This is a genomic window from Marinilabilia sp., assembly GCF_016278715.1.
Lineage (GTDB): Bacteria > Bacteroidota > Bacteroidia > Bacteroidales > Marinilabiliaceae > Marinilabilia.
Map to the genome: position 1 here is coordinate 1 of NZ_JADQBH010000163.1, position 21,309 is coordinate 21,309.

Here is a 21,309-nt window from a genome sequence, read left to right on the forward strand (position 1 = left end):
CGCCGACCTGTATTTTATGCGATATACCGGCGATCAGGAAATATTCCTCAACGGTCTGGTTATAAACACCCGGCGTATTTATCTTTTTCCCAATGGTAGTTTTATTCGTGTACCCAAGGGAAAACCTATCTATTTTACCGATGTGGTAGGTCATTTCCTGACCGATGCCGATTCTCCACGAATTACGTATGAAGTTAAAGATGTGGAGTTTCAGTTTAAATCGGGAGATATAGGCCTGCGAAACATACAGCTTGCCGAAGAACAAGGAAAGCTAATTGGTGTTATGGGGGCCAGCGGTGCTGGTAAAACAACCCTTCTGAACGTTCTTTCGGGCATCGAAACGCCTACCAAAGGTCAGGTGCTGATCAACGGATACGATCTTCATCATGATAAAGATGCGCTGGAAGGAGTGATTGGGGTGATTCCTCAGGATGATCTCTTGATTGAGGAACTTACTGTCTTTGAGAATCTTTACTACAATGCCAAACTTTGTTTTAAGGATAAAGAAGAGGAGGAGATAAATCAACTGGTTGATGAAACGCTTAAAAGTTTAGGCCTTTACGAGCGTCGCTTGCTGAAAGTTGGTTCGCCTCTTAACAAAATGATTAGTGGTGGTCAGCGAAAGCGGTTGAATATTGCCCTGGAACTCATCCGGGAGCCCGGCGTTTTGTTTGTTGACGAGCCCACCTCCGGGTTGTCTTCCAGAGACTCTGAAAATGTGATGAACCTCCTTCGGGAATTGTCTCTTAAAGGCAAACTAATTTTTGTGGTTATACATCAGCCATCGTCCGACATCTATAAGATGTTCGATAAGATGTATATTCTCGATACCGGCGGATATCCTGTTTATTACGGAAATCCCAGTGAGTCTCTGATTTATTTCAAAAGACTTGATGCCCAGATTAACAGTGATGTCGGAGAGTGTCCCACCTGTGGAAACCTCAACCCCGAATTGATTTTTAATATCATCGACTCCAATGTGATTGATGAATATGGAAATTATACTGATAAACGAAAAGTCTCTCCGGAGAAGTGGCATGAGCATTATCAGGAAAAAATCACCATTCCTACTGTCAACCCTGTTAAAGATGCACCGCCTAAGAGTTTGAATATTCCTTCGTGGTTCAGTCAGTTTAAGATTTATACCCTTAGAGACTTCTTTTCCAAGGTTAGTAACACACAATACATTTCGCTCAACTTGCTGGAAGCCCCGTTTCTGGGTTTCATTCTGGCTTACCTTGTCAGATACATTGCAGATCCCACCTCCAGTGTTTATATTTTCAGAGAAAATGAAAATATCCCTCCCTATATCTTTATGGGGATTGTGGTGGCCCTTTTCTTTGGGTTGATTATCAGTGCTGAAGAAATTTTCAAAGATGCCAAAATTCTTAAGCGGGAAGCCTTTCTAAATTTGAGTCGCTCCAGTTATCTGGTATCCAAAATATTGATACTTTTCACTATTTCTGCCATACAGATGGTGTTGTTTGTAGGAGTTGCCAACACTGTGCTGGGCATTAAGGATATGTATTTTGAATTTTGGCTGGCGCTATTCTCAGTTTCTGCTTTTGCCAATATTCTGGGGTTGATAATTTCTGCCTCCTTCAATTCAATCATTACCATTTACATTCTTATTCCACTGCTGATGATACCCCAGATGGTTCTAGGGGGTGCCATGTTTACATTCGACAAACTAAACAAGGACTTTACCAGTCCTGATGTGGTTCCGGCCATTGCCGAGTTTATGCCGTCACGATGGGTTTATGAAGGGTTGATTGTTCATCAATATAAGCACAATAATTTCAAGAAGAATATTTTTGAGGTAGAGAGGAGAGAGAGCGCTGCCGATTTTAAACAGGTTTATTATATCCCCGAATTGCGTGACATTACTTCCGAGACGGTAAGGTATGCTGAGGGAGATTCTAATATTACCCGAAAAGAGTATGTCAGCAATGTGGAGTTGCTTGCCAATGAAGTTTCATTGGAAATGAAACGGGTTCCCGAATTTGACTTTTCGCACCCGGAGCAAATTACCCCTGAGCAATTTTCAGCTGAAACGGGGGCCGAAATCAATAAATACCTGGATAAACTGCTGAACTATTATCAGAATGAATTTTACCAGGCCAATACCGTGAAGGAAGAGTTTTTAACATCTAACATAGCTAAGAGCAGAGAAAAGTTTGAGCGGATCAAGAACGATTATTTTAATGAAAGTATTAACGACGTGGTTCGTAAGGTTTTCGATAAGAATAAGATTTTAAGAGAAGACAACCACCTTATTCAGATGGTTGATCCAATTTATCAAAAACCCGAACCTCAGGGGGCTCTTGATTTCAGAACCCATTTTTTTGCACCATCCAAGCATTTTATGGGGCATTATTTTGAAACCTTATGGTTCAATATTGCTATTGTTTGGGTGATTACTGCCCTCTTGTATGTAGTTCTTTATTTTGATTTGTTGAAAAAAGGACTGACTTTTGTGGGCAATATTAATTGGAAAAGAAAGAAAAGTAAGTAACTTTTTTATTATCATTGCAGTATAAGAACATTATTTAAGAAAATAGGAAAAAATAAATTTATAAGTTATGATTAGGAATCTGATTTTTGCTCTGTTAATATTGACCGGTGCCGGCTTTTTGTCATCATGTGCCGGAAATTCAGAAAATAAAAATGCCGAACAGGAAGATGAACTTGCATTGCCTGATTCTTTAACCGGAGAAGCCCCTTTGAAGCTTTCTGAAGAAATTATTGGAGATGTAATTCAGAACATTTCATCACCTGTTGAGATGGCCAATCTCATAAAGTCTACCGGAGTTGACTTTTCTCAGCAAATTCTTAATAATCCTGAGAATATATCCAATTACAGCACCAGTTTCAAAAGAGCGCTCAATCTTGGGGTTTTTAGTGCCGGTTTGGGGTATATCAATTCTTATGACAAAAGTAATATTGTAGTTTCCTATTTGCTGGCGGTGAAGAACCTGGCAGATGGTATCAGAGTTGGACAATTTTTCGACTTTGAGTCTTTAAAAAGAATGGCTTCCAACTCAAGTAATCTGGATTCGCTTATGCAGATGTCCGTATCCAGTTTTAACCAAATGGATTCCTATCTACGCCAGCAAAATCGAAGCAATGTTAGTGCTCTGGTTATTACCGGCGCTTGGGTAGAGGGCCTTTATATTGCCTCCAGTGTTATTGAAAAGACAAACGATGAGGAGTTGATTAATCGTCTGGGAGAACAAAAAGAGATTGTTGACATCCTGTATATTATTCTTCAGAACTATGAGCAAAACAGTAGCTTTAAAATGTTGATAGATCATTTGTCCGAGCTCAAAACCTTATACAAAGAGGTGAAAATAACTAAGGAAGTTGGTGAGCCTAAGACAATTGAGCAGGACGGTATGCTTATTATTGTTCAGGCAGAGGCAAGTCATGTGGAAATTTCGCCCGAAACGCTTGGCACAATAATTGAGAAAATAAAAGAAATTCGTGCTGATGTTGTTGAATAATTGAGTATTAGAGACAATTATCCTTTTGGTGTTTAATGCAGTACGATTAAAATTTTGAACGATGAGAAAATTAATATTTACACTTCTTCTTTTGGTGGGCGTCGGATTTTCTGGTGCCTATGCTCAATGCAACCACGAGGCTCTTTTAAAGGATGCGCTCACTCAGATGGGAGACGGACAATATATCAAGGACTTTATTGTTGATCTTAAAAATGAGAAAAACGGTGGGGAAAGCGGAACGGTGAAATATTCTGTTATCCTGAACAGCCGGAGCCAATATAAATTTAATGTTGTCAACGGAGCAGGGAATTCCGAAAAAGTTCACATGCAACTTTATGATGGCGATAAGCTATTGGTGAGTAATAAAGCTCAAGGGAAGATGTATAGTGCTTTTGGCTTTGTTTGTCGCTCCACGAAAGTTTACAGTCTGGTTTTTTCATTTCCGGAGGGAAGTGAGGGATGTGCAAGAGCTGTACTTTCTTTACAGAGGCAATTTGCTGCCGGTGAAGGTGGATTCTGATTCTGTCAATTGAAAACAAATCAAGAATTATATTTAAAGTTCTCTTCGTGAGGGCTTTGTATTGAGAAAAACACCATCATTATTTAGGTTGATGGTGTTTTTTTTGTGAACAGATGCAACCTTTTTATAAATACTGCGTCTTTTACATAGAATTTGGTTAACCCATTATTTATAAACCCTGTAAAACCATTTAATATGTCTTTTAAAAAGTATTATTCGTTTGACTTACCTCAACGCATCTTGTTGGCGCAGGTTATTTTTGTTTTTACACTTCTCTTTCTGATTGTCTTTTAGTCGGTTTTCTGTAATTAACGTAATAGATTATTTACGAATGATTTAGCCGTTCGGAAAAGCAGTTTGTTTAATTAAAAAACATTCTTCACCCCATTAAAGTTTGTTCTGAATTCTGATGGGGTGCAGTTTTGTTTTCTCTTGAAAGTTCTGTTGAAATTGGAAATGTTATTGAAACCGCATTCGTAACAGATCTCTGAAATGCTTTTGCTGGTTTCAATCAGCATTCTTGTAGCGTATCCCAGTCTGATTTCATTCACAAAATCCACAAATGATTTTCCTGTTCGTTGCTTTATTAAGCGGCTGAAAGAGACAATAGACATGTTCAGGAGCTTGGCGGCATCTTCGAGCATTATTCTTTTATTGTAATTCTCCCGCACGAAATTGTAAATCTTTTCAATCCGGTCACTGTTAAAAAAGTCACTGGTTTTTTGAAATGAAATATTGGTTAGCAGTCGTTGGTCTCTGGAAATTGCTAAATCATATAATAGAGACTGAAACTCCAGGTAGGAATCAAAACCCCGTTTTTTGCTGATTTGCATTAACCTTTTTCCGGCCATTTCTGTGGTTTGCTCCGAAAACAGAATGCCTCTGTTGGCATTGTGGAGCATTTCACGTATGGGTTTTAAGATATTTTTTTGCAGTAGGTGCTCCTGAAAAAGGTCACGGGGAAATTGCACTGTAATTTCGTGATGCATTTCCTCTCCGGTGTTTTTATAATTCTCCCAACCGTGGTAAAGATTGGGGCCTACCATTACCAACTCCTTATCGCCTGTCTCTCCCAGGTGATCCCCCACAACTCTCCTTGCACCCTTCGCTTTAGCAATGAAATTGATTTCATATTCCGGATGAAAATGTATCGGAAAGGTGAACAGGTCACGCTTTCTGTCAAATACCAGGAAGCAATCATCTTCCTGTAACGGGGTAATCTCCCTGTGGATTTTGTTTCTCATGGTATGGTTTGAATTTTATCTTAGCTATTTAGGCTTACTCCTAACCCGGACAAACCAGAACCAAACAGGCAATGGTGTAGCCCTCTTGCGAAAGACTATTGGAAAACATTCTGATGAGTTGAGGTCAACTCTTTGATTATATAAACTTTGCGTTATAGGGGCTCTGCGTTTTTGCTTTATATAACGGACTATTTTTGTTATGGATTATTGTTAAAACCTATTTTATGGCAAATATAACAATTGTGAAATAATAGTACTATAATAACTTTTTGTTTTTTGGATGTGAATATTATTCTTCCAGATAGATTGTTAGATTGAAATTTAATCTGGTTGTAATGTTTTTTTCATTTAATTGTAGTTTATAATACTTTTGTTTTGATGGATTAGTACAATTTAATTGTTGTCTTTTAATTGCAGTTTTTTAACTATATACGCAACCTGGCAAGCCGGAACCAAACAAGGTTTTTAAATATGAGAGGCTTTGTAAATATTTACTTCCACAGCCCTTCTCTGACTCCCCTGAAGGGGAGTAATAACAACGCGTAATTCAAATAAATCTGATAAGTTCGAATGATGCAATAACAATAGGATACGCCCGATGGAGCTCCCTTAAAAGCTTCCAGGTGAGCGTTCGACCGAGCTTACTCCGAAATCTCAGCCGAACTGTGTTTGTGAAAGCGCACAGGAGGATGAAAATAATTAGTTTTCTTACCAAATGTTAAAAAACAAATAAAACCAATAAAAAGTCTTTGATAAAAGAAACAAATGTTTTACGTTTGTAGCTAGATAGAACAGAACAGCAAAGAGAATGTGTTCTTTTTCTGATTAAGTTATTGAGAGTCAATCTTTAAAGGCGATAGTGATTGGTGTTTGTAGCTTAATGATATTTAAAATGTTTTAATATTGTCTTGCTTTTTGTTTGTGAGAATGGTAATATTAATGTTTTTAAACGTTAAAAAAAGTCAAAAGATAACGATGAAAAAAACATTGTTTTTTAATTTTTAATTTAACTCTATGGCTATGAAAAAAAGAGTATTGTTTTTAATTTTTGGGTTATGTCTAAGCATTGCCACATTTGCTCAGGTGCAGGTGAGTGGTAGTGTCTCAGACAGTCAGGGCGAACCTGTTCCGGGAGTTACAGTTCTGGAAAAAGGAACGCAAAATGGTGTGATTACCGATATTGACGGTAATTACAATTTAACAGTTCCAGGAGCGGAAACCGTTCTGGTTTTTTCTTTTGTGGGTATGGAAACCCAGGAAGTTGTTGTTGGTAATCAATCAACCATTGATGTTGTGATGTCCGAAACCTTCACCGATCTTGATGAGGTTGTTGTAGTAGGTTATGGTGTTCAGAAAAAGAAACTGACCACCGGGGCGAATCTTAATGTTTCTGGTGATGATTTGCAAAAGCAAAATACCACTTCAGCTCTCGAAGCAATCCAGAGTCAGGCTGCCGGGGTAAACATTACCCAAAGTTCAGGTATGCCGGGTGAAGGGTTCAAAGTGAACATTCGTGGTCTTGGTACTATTGGAGAGTCTAAGCCTCTTTATGTTATTGACGGTGTTGCCGGAGGAGATATCAATAATCTAAACCCTGCCGACATTGAGTCTATTGATGTATTGAAGGATGCTGCTTCCGCTGCTATTTATGGTTCTCGGGCTGCCAATGGTGTGATTTTGGTTACCACTAAGCAAGGAAGAAAAGGTAAAATGGAAGTTACCTATGATGGATATTATGGTGTTCAGGACATTGAGAATACACCAAACCTTTTGAATGCACAGCAGTTCATGGATATCTATAATGAAGAGAGTGTTCTTTCCGGAAAAGGGGAGAGGGATTTTGCTTCTGATATTCCCGAATTGTATCAAAGAATTCAAAGTGGTGAATGGAATGGAACCAACTGGTTTCAAGAAGCATATAATAAAAATGCACCGATCCAGAACCATGCCATCAATATTACAGGAGGTTCAGATCAGTCTGTTTTCTCGATGGGCTTTTCTTATTCAGCGCAAGAAGGTGTTATTGGTAAACCTGTTGAGCCGAACTATGAAAGATACACTGCGCGCTTAAATAGTGATCACGTAATATATGAAAACAATGGTTTGGACATCATCAAAGTAGGGCAAACCTTTAATTATAGCTACAGTGAAAGATCAGGTGTTGCTATTGGGGGAATGTATTACAATGATGTACGCAATTTGTTGTCAGGTAATCCATTGGTTCCTCTTTATAATGATGAAGGTGAATACTTCGCTTTAGATGATGTAGAAGCTTCGGGCTTGGCTGACATTTCAACAAGGCTTTATAACCCTATTGGTGTAATGCATCTGAATAGGGGAATGAACGAAACTTTAAATTACAATATCAATAGTAATGCTTATTTGGAAATTCAGCCTATTAAGGACTTGATTCTTAGAAGTAGTTATGGTTATAGGATGAATGCGAATGGTTATCGTTCTTACCAGCCTGAGTATTTTATGGCAGGAGATTCCTATTCAACTCCGGGACGTATTACTCAGAGTGGAGGTAATAGTTATGGTTGGACTTTTGAGAATACTTTAAATTATACCATTGAATCGGGTTTAAGTACCTTTGATGTTCTTGCCGGTCAATCTGTTGAAAAGTGGGGTTATGGTTCAAATATGACAGCTACTAATGCTAACCCTACATTCATCGGGTTTAAGTATGCATATCTTGACAATACCGACGGGTTAACAACTGGAGTAACAAATACAGGAGGGGCCCCAAATGACAGAGGTCAGTTGGCCTCTTTCTTTGGACGGGTGAATTATGACTTTGATGAGAAGTATCTTTTAACAGTTGTTATGAGGGCTGACGGTTCTTCTAATTTTGCAGAAGGCAATCGCTGGGGATATTTCCCATCAGTATCTGCCGGTTGGGTTATGACAGAAGAAGGTTTCATGGAGAACAATGACGCCATTGATTTTCTTAAGTTCAGGGCAAGTTGGGGACAGAACGGAAATGCCGCTATTGACCCATTCCAGGACCTTGCACTTATTGGTTTTGATGCCGAAAATAATTACCGTTTTGGTAATGATAGAAACCAAGTTCAGCTTGGTGGCTATCCTGCCATATTGCCTAATCCTGATGCCTCATGGGAAACATCTGAACAGTTGGATCTTGGTGTAGATGTTTATTTCCTGAGGTCACGTCTTCAGTTGGCATTTGATTATTACAACAAAGAGACCAAAGACTGGTTGGTTCGTAAACCTCAACCGGATATTTATGGTGCACAAGCTCCCTATTACAATGGAGGTGATATCGTAAACAAAGGTTTTGAATTATCTCTGCGTTGGAACGATCGTGTTGGTGACTTGAGTTATGGTGCACAGTTTAATATTTCCAAGAATGACAATGAAGTTACCAGACTGGGTAATGCTTCTGGTTTTATTCAAAGTGGAGGCTCTATTATTTCTCAAGGAACCGATCCTGTATGGCGTGTTGAAACCGGATTCCCCGTTGCGTATTTTTATGGATATAAAACAGCCGGAATTTTCCAGAACGAACAACAGATTAGTGATTGGACAGATGGATTTTTACAGTCTGATCCGGAACCAGGAGATGTTATTTTTGTTGACACCAATGGTGATGGTGCAGTAACACCTGATGATAAAACAATGATTGGTGATCCTCATCCTGATATCAGAATTGGATTTGGAGTTAATCTTGAATACAAAGGTTTTGACTTCGCAGTATCCGGTAAAGGGGCTTTCGGTCATGAAATTTTACGTTCATACCGTTCATTTGGCGATAATGAGTTTCATAACTATACCACGGATATTTTGGATCGCTGGCACGGTGAAGGGACTTCTAATTCCCTTCCACGCTTAACAGCCGGTAATGGTACTAACAGGATTAATATATCTGATATTTATATCCACGATGGTGATTTTATTAAAATCCAAAATGTTACGATTGGTTACGACTTTAAAAAATTGTTGCCAGACATGCCTTTAGGACAAGCTCGTTTATATGTGGCAGGACGTAATCTGTTTACATTTACCGATTATACAGGAATGGATCCTGAAGTTGGTTATGGTACTGATGACGCTGATGGAAATGCCCAGACCTTTGTTTCGGGTATCGACCTTGGATTTTATCCAGCGCCACGTACCTATATGGTCGGTCTTAATCTGAAATTTTAAAACCACTAATTTGAAAGCATTATGAAAAGAATATTATATTTAATTATTGGAGCTGTACTGCTTATGGGATGTGAGGACTTTCTGGAAACAGAACCTCTTACTCAGAAAACATCAGTGAATTTTCCGCAGACAGCAGATGACGCCAAGCAGATGATGGCCGGTATCTATACCACCATGAACAATGTTCAGCAATTTGCAGATAGAAGTTTTTTTATGGTTTGTGAAATTGCCAGTGATGACAAGCTTGGTGGGGGTGGTATGAATGATATTGCTGCTCAGGCTTACGAGACCTTTCAGTTTTCTGATAATGAGATGTTGAGTAACTTCTGGAAAGTAACTTATATGGGTATCCATAGGGCTAACTTCGCCATAGAGAACATGGAGTTGCTTTCTGATGAGATCGTTAGTCCGGCCTTAAAAGATCAATATAAAGGTGAAGCATTATTCCTGAGAGCCTATTTTTATTCCAGGTTGAATACGCTGTTTAATGAAGTGCCTTTAAAAACAACCACCGAACCTGTTAATTTGGGTGGAGCTTCAGCAGATGAGATTTATGGTCAAATAGCTGCCGATTTGAAGAGTGCTATTGAATTGCTGCCGAATGTGCCTTATTCTGAAACCGAAATGGGAAGAGTTACCAAGTGGGCTGCTGAAGCTTTAATGGGTAGAATTTTCCTTTTCTATACCGGCTTCTATAACAAGGATGCCATTACATTGCCTGATGGTGGTAGTGTTACCAAGGCAAATGTAATCGCCTGGCTTGAAGATGCTGATGTTAATAGCGGTCACATGTTGGTGGGGGATTTTCATGAATTGTGGCCTTATACTAATTCATTGACCATTGATACTTATGATTATATCCAGAATTACATGGCTGAAACAGGTAAAGACTTAACTTATGCCAGTGATAATGGTGCGCGAAATCCCGAAACTGTCTTTGCTCTTCAATTCAACAACTTTGTTGGATGGGATACCAGAAGGGGATACTCTAATACTTACGAATTGTTCTTTGCTTTACGTGGTTTACAGAATCTTGAAAACACTTACCCCTTTGCAGGCGGTTGGGGACAAGGAAACTCTGTTACTGAATCATTGGTTGAGCAATGGCAGGCAGATGAGCCAAACGATCCAAGACTTTGGGCCTCAATAATTGATATTAACAAAGAGGTGATGGATGCAATTCCTAACGTGGATTATCCAGAAAAAAGCGATGATCCCTATGTTCAAACGCGTTATAAAAGAGGTCAGTGGGACTTTGTAATGGAAAGTAACTACTGGGGTAAAAAGTATAACGGAGTAACTGCCAGAAATGATGAAGGAAAACTTATGAATGACTATGGTGTTATCATGTATGGTATGAACGATAACAATCAGCTTAGTCATACGGATGATTTGATATTTATTCGTTATGCTGATATTTTGCTTATGTTAGCAGAATTGAAAGAAGATGTATCATACATTAACAGAGTTAGAGATCGTGCAGATTTGCCCGCATTAGGTGGATATACCCTTGAAGCTCTTCAGAAAGAACGTCGTTATGAATTTGCTTGTGAAGGATTAAGGTGGAATGATATGCGTCGTTGGGGTGCTCAATATGCAAAGGACAATCTGGAAGATCAAGTTGGTGTTGCAATATTTAACTTTGGACAACCAGCTACTCATAAAGCACTGCATCCTGATGGATATAGTGCCCGTTATGATGCTACAAAAGGATTTTTTCCAATACCTCAAAGCCAGATTGACATTTCAGAAGGTCTGCTAAACCAGACTGAAGGATATAGCCAGGATGGATTGGGTCTTTATCCTGGTTGGAGTAACTAATTTTAAGATTTACATTTTTAAAGAGGAAAGGCTGTCTCGCAAGAGGCAGCCTTTTTTTGTGGCTGCAAAAAATTATATTTGATTGAGATTTATATTAAATGTCTCCACTTTTGAAAGAAAAGTCTCTTTTTAAAATCTCTATACCGACTTTCAGAGATAATGCCATAAAAGACACAAGGTTTCCAAATTTTGAATTGAGTTTTGTGATGTGTTGCCATTATTTTGGGACATTTTTAAGTTATGAGATATTGCAATCAAGCTAAATTCTGTTTCGCCTTTTGGTAACGCTCTTTGAGCAATCTGCTCAAACTTGGTATTAAACTTTATTTATCATTTATCCGCGGGGACAGCTTCCCGTTCTATAGGTCTTATGCTTCTATCCTTCTGTTTCCCTTTGCTCTTTGGTAATTTCTTCGAAGTGGATAAATCTGGCAGTTTTCATGCTCATAAATATGAACTTTTGAGATGTAGGCTGAATAGGATTTCCGGGATTAACCCCCAATGCATTTTCTGCTTCATAGGACAATCCAGAAAATTCTTGAGAGCATTGAAATATTGGTTTGATGGTAAAAATGAATTAATTTTCCCTTTTGCTCTTTGTGAAAGTAGTTGTATTTAATGTACGTTTGAAGACCTTGATTTTCAAAGCATTCATAGTTTTTTCCACTTCCATAAACTGAATTGGCAACAATTTCTTTAGATTGCTTATTTTGCTGTTGTTCACACTGCTGAAGATGGGGGTTGAGATTTGAGATTGCTGTATTGCCTGGTTTTTGGTGTAATGAAAAGTTAGCTATTATCTGATTTTCCGTACTTATTTGCAGATTGTAAGCTGGCTTTAAGTGGCAATTTTTCATGTAATTCTCTTTTCATGCATATGAATGTCGCATATTTATCGGTCTTAGAATAGCTACTTCGATTTTCCAGCGTTTCTAATTGTTGTCCATGCTTTTGGAGTCTTGGAAGATGTTCTTTATTCAGCTACTGAAGTTGCTCATATTCTTTTTTATTGAATTATTCCAGGCGTTGGTTAAGTTTGTCTATTTTTGTTTTCATTTTTTAAGATTAATCTTTTGATCTAATACTGGATTTAAATGTCCAGGCTGGTCAGGCTTTTGCATTAGTCCCCTTAGACTTTTTTTCTTTGTTTAGCCTGAACAAAAGAGAAACGTTGTCAGGTTCCCAATTTCTGGTGTTACCTTATTATTGCTCGTAGGACGGTTGAATCTTACCGTGACCTTTTTAGTTTATTTCCATTCTTAATACCATGTAATCAGCTTGTAATTCATGGGAATTCAAATAAAACTATTTGAATGGTTTGGTAAATCCCAACACGAAAAGTGAATAAATGTAAAAAAATGAACAATGATCGAATGAATAGTATTAGGAGAGAATTAGTGGTTAAGATACATTTGTAAAAAAATTATAGAGTAGTATATACACTTATAGGAGGCTATTATTTTTAGAGGGAATAGGCCAATTAATTTTTATTAAGTGTGTTTATTACAGGCCAAATGAGTGGCTGATTATCAATTTCTCCAAGGAAAAACTAAGTGTTTTTTGCATGTTTAATATTAAAAAAAATGTTTAAAAGAGTCTGTCTTTTGTAAAGCTAAATTTTAACTCTATTGTTATGAAAAAAAGAGTGTTGTTTTTATTTCTTGGCTTGTGTTTTAGCATTGCCTCATTTGCTCAGGTGCAGGTGAATGGTAATGTTGTTGATTCACAAGGTGAATCTGTTCCTGGTGTTACGGTTCTGGAGCAGGGGACACAAAATGGTGTAATTACCGACGTTGATGGTAATTTCAATCTTACAGTGACCGGGGAGGAATCTGTCCTGGTCTTTTCATTTGTGGGTATGGAAACTCAGCAGGTTACTGTTGGCAGCCAGACTCGTATTGACGTGGTTATGCAGGATACCTTTACCGACCTGGATGAAGTTGTTGTTGTTGGGTATGGTGTTCAAAAGAAAGCACTAACTACAGGGGCCAACTTGAATGTTTCCGGTGAGGATATTCAAAAGATGAATACTGTAAGTCCTTTGCAGGCTATGCAGAGTCAGAGTCCCGGTGTTAATATTACTCAGTCGTCCGGAATGCCGGGAGAGGGGTATAAAGTAAATGTGCGGGGCCTTGGAACTGTGGGTAACTCCGAACCGCTTTATGTCATTGATGGGGTTACCGGTGGAGATATCAATGCCTTAAATCCGGCAGATATTGAATCTATTGACGTGCTTAAGGATGCTGCTTCTGCTGCTATTTATGGGTCACGTGCTGCCAATGGTGTGATTTTGGTTACCACCAGGCAGGGAAAAGCCGGAAAAGTTCAGGTTAGTTATGATGGATATTTTGGAGTGCAAAATGTGTACAAAATGCCTGCGCTATTGGATGCAAGGCAGTATATGACCATGATGGATGAAACCCGTTTTAATGACGGGAAAGATGGCTACGAATGGGCCAGCTTTGTGCCGGATTATGAAGCAATTATGGCTGGTGAGTCTAATGGTACCAACTGGCTTGAAGAGATTAGGGAAAAGGATGCTCCAACTCAGAACCATGCGCTGAACATTACTGGAGGAAATGATAAATCTACCTATTCATTTGGGTTCTCTTATACCTCACAAGATGGTATTCTAGGGAAACCGGTGAATCCTAATTATGAAAGAACCACAGCCCGTGTAAATTCGGACCATGTACTATATCGCGTGAATGATATGGATGTTGTACGTTTTGGAGAAAACCTGAACTACAGTTACAGTACCCGTAATGGTATTCAAATTGGAAACATTTATGCCAATGATATTCACTCGATGTTGGTGGCTTCGCCTCTAATGCCTGTTTATAATGAAGAGGGAGAATATTTTGATGCAGATGATAAAAGCGCAACAGGTTTAGTCAACTATGATTCACAGAACAGTAACCCCATTGCTTTAATGGAATATCGCAGTGGTCGTAACTTATCTAAAAATCATAATCTTCAGGGAAACGTATTTTTTGAACTTCAGCCAATGGCTGATCTGAAGTTTAAGACCAGCTTCGGGTATAAGCTCTCCGCCAGTAGTTACAGACGTTATGTTCCAACTTATGAGTTGAGTACTGCAGGAGATGGATATAACCCGGAAAATGATCAGACTCAGCAATCTATGAATCTTGGCTTTCAATGGCAATGGGAAAATACATTAAACTATTCTTTCCTGGCTAATGGGCATTCAATAGACGCTCTTGTTGGCCAGTCGGTTGAGAAGTTTGGTCTGGGAGAAAATATGGATGTAACCAATAGCCGTTCCATTTTTTCAGATTTTGATCATGCCTGGTTGAGCAATACCAAAGGATATACAGCAGGGCTTACCAGTATCAACGGTGAACCATGGGGCGAAGGAGGAATTGCATCTTTCTTTGGTCGTATCAATTATAACTTCAACGAAACTTATATGGCTTCAGTCGTCATGCGAGCCGATGGATCTTCAAATTTTGCTGCAGGCAATCGTTGGGGATATTTCCCTTCTGTTTCGGCAGGATGGGTCATGTCTAATGAACCTTTCATGGACGGAGTAAGTGGTATTCTTAATTTCTTTAAACTGCGTGGTAGCTGGGGACAAAACGGAAACTGTAACATCGATAATTTTCAGTATATCGCTACAGTAGGTTTCCCTGAAACAGCTAAATACTCTTTTGGGAATACCAAAACTGAGCAAAGCCAGGGTGGATATCAAAATATCTTACCCAATGAGGATATTACCTGGGAAACATCAGAACAGATTGACCTTGGATTTGATGCCCGATTGTTGAATTCAAAACTTGGGGTAGCGTTTGACTGGTATGTGAAAACTACAAAAGACTGGTTGGTTGTTGCCCCTGCATTGGCTTCTTATGGTACAGAGCCTCCATTCATTAATGGGGGTGATGTAGAAAACAAGGGAATTGAGTTGGCTTTGAACTGGAACGATCGTGCTGGAGATTTGGCCTATAGCGTTGGTCTGAACGGAGCATACAATAAAAATGAAGTAACCCGGATTGCCAATAGTGAAGGAATTATCCATGGTGAACCTCATGTGTTAAGCCAGGGGACCACAGAGATGTATCGTGCCGAAGTGGGTAAGCCAATCGGTTATTTTTGGGGATACAAATCTGAGGGAATATATCAGAACCAGGCACAAATTGAAACAAGACGTGCTGAAGGCCTTGGTGTGATGGAAGGAGCACAGCCTGGTGATGTTATCTTTGCCGACACAGATAAGAACGGAGTCATTGATGAAAAGGATAAAACCGAGATTGGTAATCCTCATCCTGATTTTACAGCCGGTCTTAATCTAAGCTTGTCTTATAAAGGGTTTGATTTCGGCTTGACTGCAAATGGAGCTTTTGGTCAGCAAATTGCCAAGTCTTATCGTTCATTTGCTGATAGCGAGCGACAAAATTATACTACCGAAATTTTTGGCCGTTGGTACGGAGAAGGAACTTCTAACAAGTGGCCCCGTCTTACACCTGGAACACATACCAATTGGCAATATATTTCAGATAATTATATCGAAGATGGCGATTACCTGAAAATCAGCAATGTCACCCTCGGATATGACATCAAAAAATTGTTTGTTAACTTACCGTTGCAGCAGGCCAGATTCTACGTTTCCGCACAAAATCTCTACACATTCACGAATTATTCGGGAATGGATCCGGAGGTTGGATACGGATATGACGGTGGATCAGGTGATCAGGGTAATTGGTCTTCCGGTATTGATCTTGGGTTCTATCCTGCCCCAAGAACCTATTTGGTTGGATTAAATCTTAAATTTTAATTAGGAGAAGAATATGAAAAGAATAATATATTTTGCAGTAGCTCTTCTGGTATTTACCAGCTGTGAAGATTTTCTTGACACAGAGAATCTTACTGAGAAAAACACCTCTAATTTTCCCACCAACGTGGAAGATGTGGAGCAGGCAGTAATTGGAATCTATAATACCCTCAATACTGCTGTGGCTGATCCTCAATGCACTTATTTTTATGCTGCCGAACTTGCTTCAGATGACCGCTTTGGAGGTGGTGGGGATAATGACAAATTGATGCAGGCATGGGATAAAATTATGAACCAGGGTACCGATGCCTCCCGTCCCTTTTGGAAAGCCCGCTATCAGGGTATTTTCAGAGCCAACAGTGTTATTCTCTCAATAGATAAAATGGGACTGGAAGGAGAAGATGTTAATCAATTAAAAGGGGAAGCACATTTTTTGCGTGGTTTTTTCTATCACGAATTGGCTGAAATGTATGGAGAGGTTCCCATGCCTTTAAATTCTGATGAAGCGGAAAATCTTCCCAATGCTCCTGCTGATTCACTGTATGCCCAGATAGGTTATGATCTGGTATCGGCCATTTCACTTATGAAAGATGAGCCCTACAACCAAACAGTTGCCGGTCATGCTACAAAGTGGGCTGCAGAGGCACTGTTGGCCCGTGTTTATCTGTTTTATACCGGTTATTACAATATGGATGGGCTGACTTTAGCTGATGGAAGTTCGCTGACGAAAACCGATGTTGTTGGTTATTTGGAAGATTGTATTGCCAATAGTGGACATGGCCTGGTTGGAGATTTTAGAAATCTTTGGGCTTATACTAATGAATTTACTTTGTCTGATTTTGATAAAATGTCTGGCGAAACAGGAGTCAATGGGAATGCCCTGGATTGGGCTGGAGATGGCAATAAGGAGTCCGTTTTTGCCATTAAATTTTCCAACTTTGCAGACTGGAGTACAACCATTGGTTATTCAAACCAGTACCTCCTTCATTTTGGTATTCGTGGTGGTCAACCTTATGGAAATACTTTCCCACTTGGCCAAGGATGGGGTGCAGGCCCTGTAAACCCAACTCTTTGGGAAGACTGGGAAGATGCAGAACCCAGCGACTTAAGACGTGAAGCTTCTATTATGCCCGTTGCTGATTTGCCGGATTACTCATTTGGAGGTTGGACAATGATGGAAGAAACCGATTACTGGCAAATGAAGTGTGTACACATTAGTGCTGAAACAGGCGAAGTTGACGGAGAGGGTAATCCTACTTATTATTCATCTTTTTCTGTTCCGATGTTTGGTGCAACTGATAACTTTCAGTTAGATGGTGTAAATGACTTGATGCTGATTCGATTTGCGGATGTATTGTTAATGCACTCTGAGTTAACCGAAACAGCTGATAAGATGAATGAGGTTCGTGCCAGAGCCGGGCTGGGTCCTGTTAGCTATTCACTGGATGCGTTGAAGCGTGAACGGAGGTTTGAGCTTGCTTTTGAAGGAAGACGCTATGCTGATATACGTCGTTGGGGAGATGCTCCAGAATTATTAGAAGCCCAATTGGGGGTGAAAGTATATGAAAGTGGAACCCCAACTGTTATGAAATCTTTTGGAGGAGGTTACAGAGCCCGATATGAAGCAACTGGAGGATTTTTCCCTATTCCAGAGTCTGAAATTGCCTTATCGGAAGGTGTATTGTCGCAAACTCCGGGTTACGGAACTGCTTCTAGTAACTATACGGGTTGGTAAAACTTTAAAAACAGAATCTCATGAAAAGAATAATTTTATATATTACCCTCATTGCTGCTGTTTTTGCAGCTTGCGATCCTATCGAAGATCGTGATTCGTTATCGGGTGTTGTCAGCATGGAGAATCTTCAGCTGTCAGCCGAACCGATAGTGGTTGATGGCAGGAACTCAAATGAAGTTATTGTAGAAAACAATTCTCCTCTTCTTTCGAGGTGGATCTCTGATCGTTCTCAGGTTGAATCTTCCTATGCAACTGTTGTCTTCGATAATGTCGGGACTAAAGATGTTCAATTTGTCGGATTGAATGGAAACGGATCAAAAGTGGAAGACAATCTTTCAGTTCAGATTGATACAATGACTAACCTTCTTGCGAATGTTCAAACCCGCCTTGGGATTATGTACAATGAAGATGGGTCACCTGATAAAACTTCCAAACCCTATTTTTGGGGAAATGCCAATTATGTGGAGGGTGTTGATTACAATATAGATGTAGTTCAGGAAGTTGCGGAAGACGGGACACCCGGCAATAAGCTCACTTTGAGTTGTGATGCACCTTACCTTTGTGATTGGACTTTTGGCGACGCAAAAGGCAACAAAAACCGGTTGGAACTCTTTGTTACCTCTCTTGGTACTTATATGCTTTCTCTGGACCTGACCAAAGCAGACGGTTCTGTTATAGAGGATGCTTATACACAAGAAATCAATGTGGAAGAACTGACCACGGTTCCAGATGAATACATTAACCTTTTTGGTGATTTCCTTGCCAATCCGGATGTGTCTAAAAGCTGGAGGTGGTCTCGTAGTGGTGTAGTATGGGCCAATGGTCCTTATCATGGATTTACAGACCCGGGTGCAGGCTGGTGGCAGAATAGCTATGAGAATATGATTGAAAGACAGGATGGAATCATGACTTTCAAATATTCAGATTTGAGTTTGACTAAAGAGGTTTACGAAGGAAGTGATACCAGTATTGACCCGGTAGGTATCCATACCGGATCTGTAGAGTTGGATTTAGGATCTAAGGTTGATGGCTACTCTGTGGGAACCATTAAGCTGGATGGTGTCAGTATCCTTTATGGAGTGAATGTAAATGGCGGAAATGCGGTGTTTACTGAATTGGCACTTGTTTCAGTAACCGAGAATACGCTTATTCTTGGTGGTGACAATGGTACAGGTGAGACCTGGCTTTATAAATTTGAAGCGGTCAATTAATACAATAGTCCGTTAAAAAAAGCTTAAATGCAGAGACGTAGCGATGCAACAATTTCATTATGAGTAAGTCGCGGTCCGTTTGTCATGTTTTGTAATGGATTAATTATTAACTGTTTGTAAAAGCTTAACGGAGTATTGTTGATAGTAATGATTAATTAATAGTGCTTAAGGGCGGACAATTTCTGTTCGCCCTTTTGTATTTTTCCTAAAAGAAGCTACAATGCTTTTAGGAACGTCCGAGGGCTAAAAACTACTATCTTTGATGCAAATTAAAGATTTAAATCGATGACTTTTTTGGATCTTGTAGCACAGGTAATTTCCTTTTATGAAAATTTGGTTATTGCTTAGTTATTAAAAGAGAATAGCGATGATTAAACTTTGGTCTTTATTTCCGATCGTTTTTTGACCAACCATTAATGACGGAGTTATTCTTATTTCGATGAACCATGAGATGCTCAAAAATATTGTTTTTATATTGTTTTGATAGTTTTTTGGCTATGTCAGTAAATGGAATCCTCATTACTGACTAAATACTACTGAATCAATTACTTTTATGTACAAAAAAATATCAATATCCGACTTAAGTTCCTTGCTTCTGGGGACTTTAATTTTTCTGTTTTTTGTTCTTTTTTATTCTTTCCATTTACACTATCAGGAGCAATACCAGCTATTTCTTTTCACTTTTGATTACTTTTTTCAAAGGGTGATGCAGCCTGGTGGTTTTAGTAATTATCTGGGATCTTTTTTTACTCAATTTTATTTTTATCCCTGGTTGGGTAGTTTAATTATTGCAGTGATGCTGGTCCTTCTTCAAAGGATATTGTTTGCAACAGCCCAAAATCTTAGGGCCGAAAAGAATATGTTTGTGCTTTCATTCTTTCCGGGTTTAATGTATTGGGGGCTTTTATGTGACGAAAACTATTTACTCGGAGGATTGGTGTCTATTTTATTAATTAGCCTCACTAATTATTTATATACTTTTAGTAAGTCCGGGCTTGTAAAGATGCTATTTATTTTCTTTGGGATTCCGTTGCTTTATCTGGTTTCAGGAGGCAGTGTTATCTTTTTCTTTCTATTTGTTTTCATAATGGAAATAAAAGAAAAGAACCGTTCCTGGAAATTTCTTTTCTTGTTTTACTTTTTGGGAATTTCATTGATTGTGGTAATCCCGTTTTTATTGAAAAACATTTTGGGAATGTTCCCACCTGTTCGCACTTTTGTTGGTGTCGATTATTTTCGTTACCCGATTAATTTTCCATTGGTTGTGGGGGCTATCGGCTTTCTTCTTGTTTTGATGCCTTTTTTATCGACATTTCTTTCAAATCGGGGATTTAGTCAAAAGAGAACGGTCGTTTTTGTGCAAATTTTTACTCTCTTCCTCTTTGGAGGCTGGTTTATGAATAAGTCCGTTGATTTCAAAAGAGAGGAAATTATGGAATATGATTTTTATGTGAGGATGCGGAAATGGGAAGAAATTATCCAAAAAGCAGAAGCGAAAGCACCTCAAAGTCCTCTTTCTGTAACTTGTTTAAATCTGGCTTTGGGGAAGGAGGGGCTTCTGGGAGACAGGATGTTCGAATTTTATCAAAACGGGGTAGATGGCCTGATCCCTGACTTTACTAAAGATTTTACCATCCCGATGGTAGCAGGAGAAGTTTATTATCATCTGGGCTTCATCAATACAGCGCAGCGGTTTTCATTTGAGGCAATGGAGGCTTTGCCTGATTATCAGAAAAGTGTCAGGACTATTAAACGGCTTGCCGAGACAAGTTTGATTAACGGGAATTATGTGCTTTCAAGAAAATATCTGAAAATACTTCAACATACATTTTATTACCGAAAATGGGCTATTTATTTTGAAAGGGCGTTAAATTCAGAAGAGATAATTGACCGACATCCGGAATATGGTCTTTTGAGGCGTGTGAAATTAGATAGAGATTTCTTTTTTAGCGGAGAAGAAAAGGATATGATGCTTGGGATTATGCTTTCAGAAAAGAAAAGCAAGCTGGCGTTTGAATATCTGATGGCGTATTGTTTGTTAAATAAAGATATTCAGCATTTTGTGCAGTATTTTCCTCTTGGGGAATCTTTATCGTACTTTGCAATTCCCCGGCACTATCAGGAGGCATTGATCTATGCCTGGGATGTTTCAAAGAGTAATGTAGTGAAAGAAATTCCTTATAACATCAATAATCAAATCAAATCTTCCCTGAATGCGTACAAGCGGATTTATACATCTCAATCTGATCCACAAAATCTATTGCGCGATGATTTTGCTGATACTTATTGGTATTATTTTCATTTTAGGAATTAAAA

At 39.0% G+C, this 21,309-nt stretch carries 12 protein-coding genes; 9 read left to right on the forward strand and 3 right to left on the reverse strand.

Annotated elements, in window-relative coordinates; translation table 11 throughout:
• The 3 genes from QZZ43_RS10360 to QZZ43_RS10370 form a co-directional block, all read left to right on the forward strand.
• On the forward strand, positions 1-2,515 hold a 2,515-nt coding region (locus tag QZZ43_RS10360), incomplete at its 5' end, for an ATP-binding cassette domain-containing protein (RefSeq protein ID WP_291858689.1).
• Between the two features lie 67 nt (positions 2,516-2,582).
• Positions 2,583-3,503 (forward strand): hypothetical protein, encoded by a 921-nt coding sequence (locus QZZ43_RS10365; protein WP_291858692.1) that lies wholly within the window; start codon positions 2,583-2,585, stop codon positions 3,501-3,503.
• Positions 3,504-3,564: 61 nt separating this feature from the next.
• Positions 3,565-4,023, forward strand: coding sequence for a hypothetical protein (locus QZZ43_RS10370; protein ID WP_291858695.1), 459 nt, complete (start codon positions 3,565-3,567; stop codon positions 4,021-4,023).
• Positions 4,024-4,388: 365 nt separating this feature from the next.
• Here QZZ43_RS10370 and QZZ43_RS10375 read toward each other — a convergent pair whose 3' ends face one another.
• Positions 4,389-5,267, reverse strand: coding sequence for an AraC family transcriptional regulator (locus tag QZZ43_RS10375; RefSeq protein ID WP_291858698.1), 879 nt, complete (start codon positions 5,265-5,267; stop codon positions 4,389-4,391).
• 1,020 nt (positions 5,268-6,287) lie between these two features.
• Here QZZ43_RS10375 and QZZ43_RS10380 point away from each other — a divergent pair.
• Together QZZ43_RS10380 and QZZ43_RS10385 are read left to right on the forward strand one after the other, a co-directional pair.
• Positions 6,288-9,434, forward strand: coding sequence for a TonB-dependent receptor (locus QZZ43_RS10380; protein WP_291858701.1), 3,147 nt, complete (start codon positions 6,288-6,290; stop codon positions 9,432-9,434).
• A gap of 21 nt (positions 9,435-9,455) precedes the next feature.
• Complete coding sequence (locus QZZ43_RS10385; RefSeq protein WP_291858704.1) at positions 9,456-11,255, forward strand: RagB/SusD family nutrient uptake outer membrane protein; 1,800 nt, start codon at positions 9,456-9,458, stop codon at positions 11,253-11,255.
• A gap of 376 nt (positions 11,256-11,631) precedes the next feature.
• Here the strand turns inward: QZZ43_RS10385 and QZZ43_RS10390 are convergent, their stop codons facing one another.
• Both QZZ43_RS10390 and QZZ43_RS10395 read right to left on the reverse strand, forming a co-directional pair.
• Positions 11,632-11,781 carry a hypothetical protein gene (locus tag QZZ43_RS10390; protein ID WP_291858706.1) on the reverse strand — a complete coding sequence of 50 codons (150 nt, stop codon included), beginning with the start codon at positions 11,779-11,781 and terminating at the stop codon, positions 11,632-11,634.
• Positions 11,771-12,112, reverse strand: coding sequence for a hypothetical protein (locus QZZ43_RS10395; protein WP_291858708.1), 342 nt, complete (start codon positions 12,110-12,112; stop codon positions 11,771-11,773). Before QZZ43_RS10395 ends, QZZ43_RS10390 begins: the two co-directional genes overlap by 11 nt.
• A 776-nt stretch (positions 12,113-12,888) precedes the next feature.
• On the opposite strand from QZZ43_RS10395, the gene QZZ43_RS10400 reads away from it, so the two are divergent.
• The 4 genes from QZZ43_RS10400 (at position 12,889) to QZZ43_RS10415 (ending at position 21,307) form a co-directional block, all read left to right on the forward strand.
• Positions 12,889-16,050 (forward strand): TonB-dependent receptor, encoded by a 3,162-nt coding sequence (locus tag QZZ43_RS10400; RefSeq protein WP_291858711.1) that lies wholly within the window; start codon positions 12,889-12,891, stop codon positions 16,048-16,050.
• Between the two features lie 13 nt (positions 16,051-16,063).
• A complete protein-coding gene (locus QZZ43_RS10405) occupies positions 16,064-17,782 on the forward strand; it encodes a RagB/SusD family nutrient uptake outer membrane protein (protein WP_291858713.1) in 1,719 nt (572 codons plus the stop codon).
• Between the two features lie 20 nt (positions 17,783-17,802).
• Positions 17,803-18,993, forward strand: a complete 1,191-nt coding sequence (locus tag QZZ43_RS10410) for a hypothetical protein (RefSeq protein WP_291858716.1) — start codon at positions 17,803-17,805, stop codon at positions 18,991-18,993.
• Positions 18,994-19,546: 553 nt separating this feature from the next.
• A complete protein-coding gene (locus tag QZZ43_RS10415; protein WP_291858718.1) occupies positions 19,547-21,307 on the forward strand; it encodes a DUF6057 family protein in 1,761 nt (586 codons plus the stop codon).
• Positions 21,308-21,309 lie beyond the last annotated feature (2 nt).

What these genes read in the sequence shown, in the direction of transcription:
- QZZ43_RS10380 (WP_291858701.1), top strand. Translation starts at nt 6,288, where the DNA reads ATGAAAAAAAGAGTATTGTTTTTAATTTTTGGGTTATGTCTAAGCATT.
- QZZ43_RS10395 (WP_291858708.1), bottom strand. Translation starts at nt 12,112, where the DNA reads ATGAAAAATTGCCACTTAAAGCCAGCTTACAATCTGCAAATAAGTACG.
- QZZ43_RS10365 (WP_291858692.1), top strand. Translation starts at nt 2,583, where the DNA reads ATGATTAGGAATCTGATTTTTGCTCTGTTAATATTGACCGGTGCCGGC.
- QZZ43_RS10375 (WP_291858698.1), bottom strand. Translation starts at nt 5,267, where the DNA reads ATGAGAAACAAAATCCACAGGGAGATTACCCCGTTACAGGAAGATGAT.
- QZZ43_RS10370 (WP_291858695.1), top strand. Translation starts at nt 3,565, where the DNA reads ATGAGAAAATTAATATTTACACTTCTTCTTTTGGTGGGCGTCGGATTT.
- QZZ43_RS10410 (WP_291858716.1), top strand. Translation starts at nt 17,803, where the DNA reads ATGAAAAGAATAATTTTATATATTACCCTCATTGCTGCTGTTTTTGCA.
- QZZ43_RS10405 (WP_291858713.1), top strand. Translation starts at nt 16,064, where the DNA reads ATGAAAAGAATAATATATTTTGCAGTAGCTCTTCTGGTATTTACCAGC.
- QZZ43_RS10385 (WP_291858704.1), top strand. Translation starts at nt 9,456, where the DNA reads ATGAAAAGAATATTATATTTAATTATTGGAGCTGTACTGCTTATGGGA.
- QZZ43_RS10415 (WP_291858718.1), top strand. Translation starts at nt 19,547, where the DNA reads ATGTACAAAAAAATATCAATATCCGACTTAAGTTCCTTGCTTCTGGGG.
- QZZ43_RS10400 (WP_291858711.1), top strand. Translation starts at nt 12,889, where the DNA reads ATGAAAAAAAGAGTGTTGTTTTTATTTCTTGGCTTGTGTTTTAGCATT.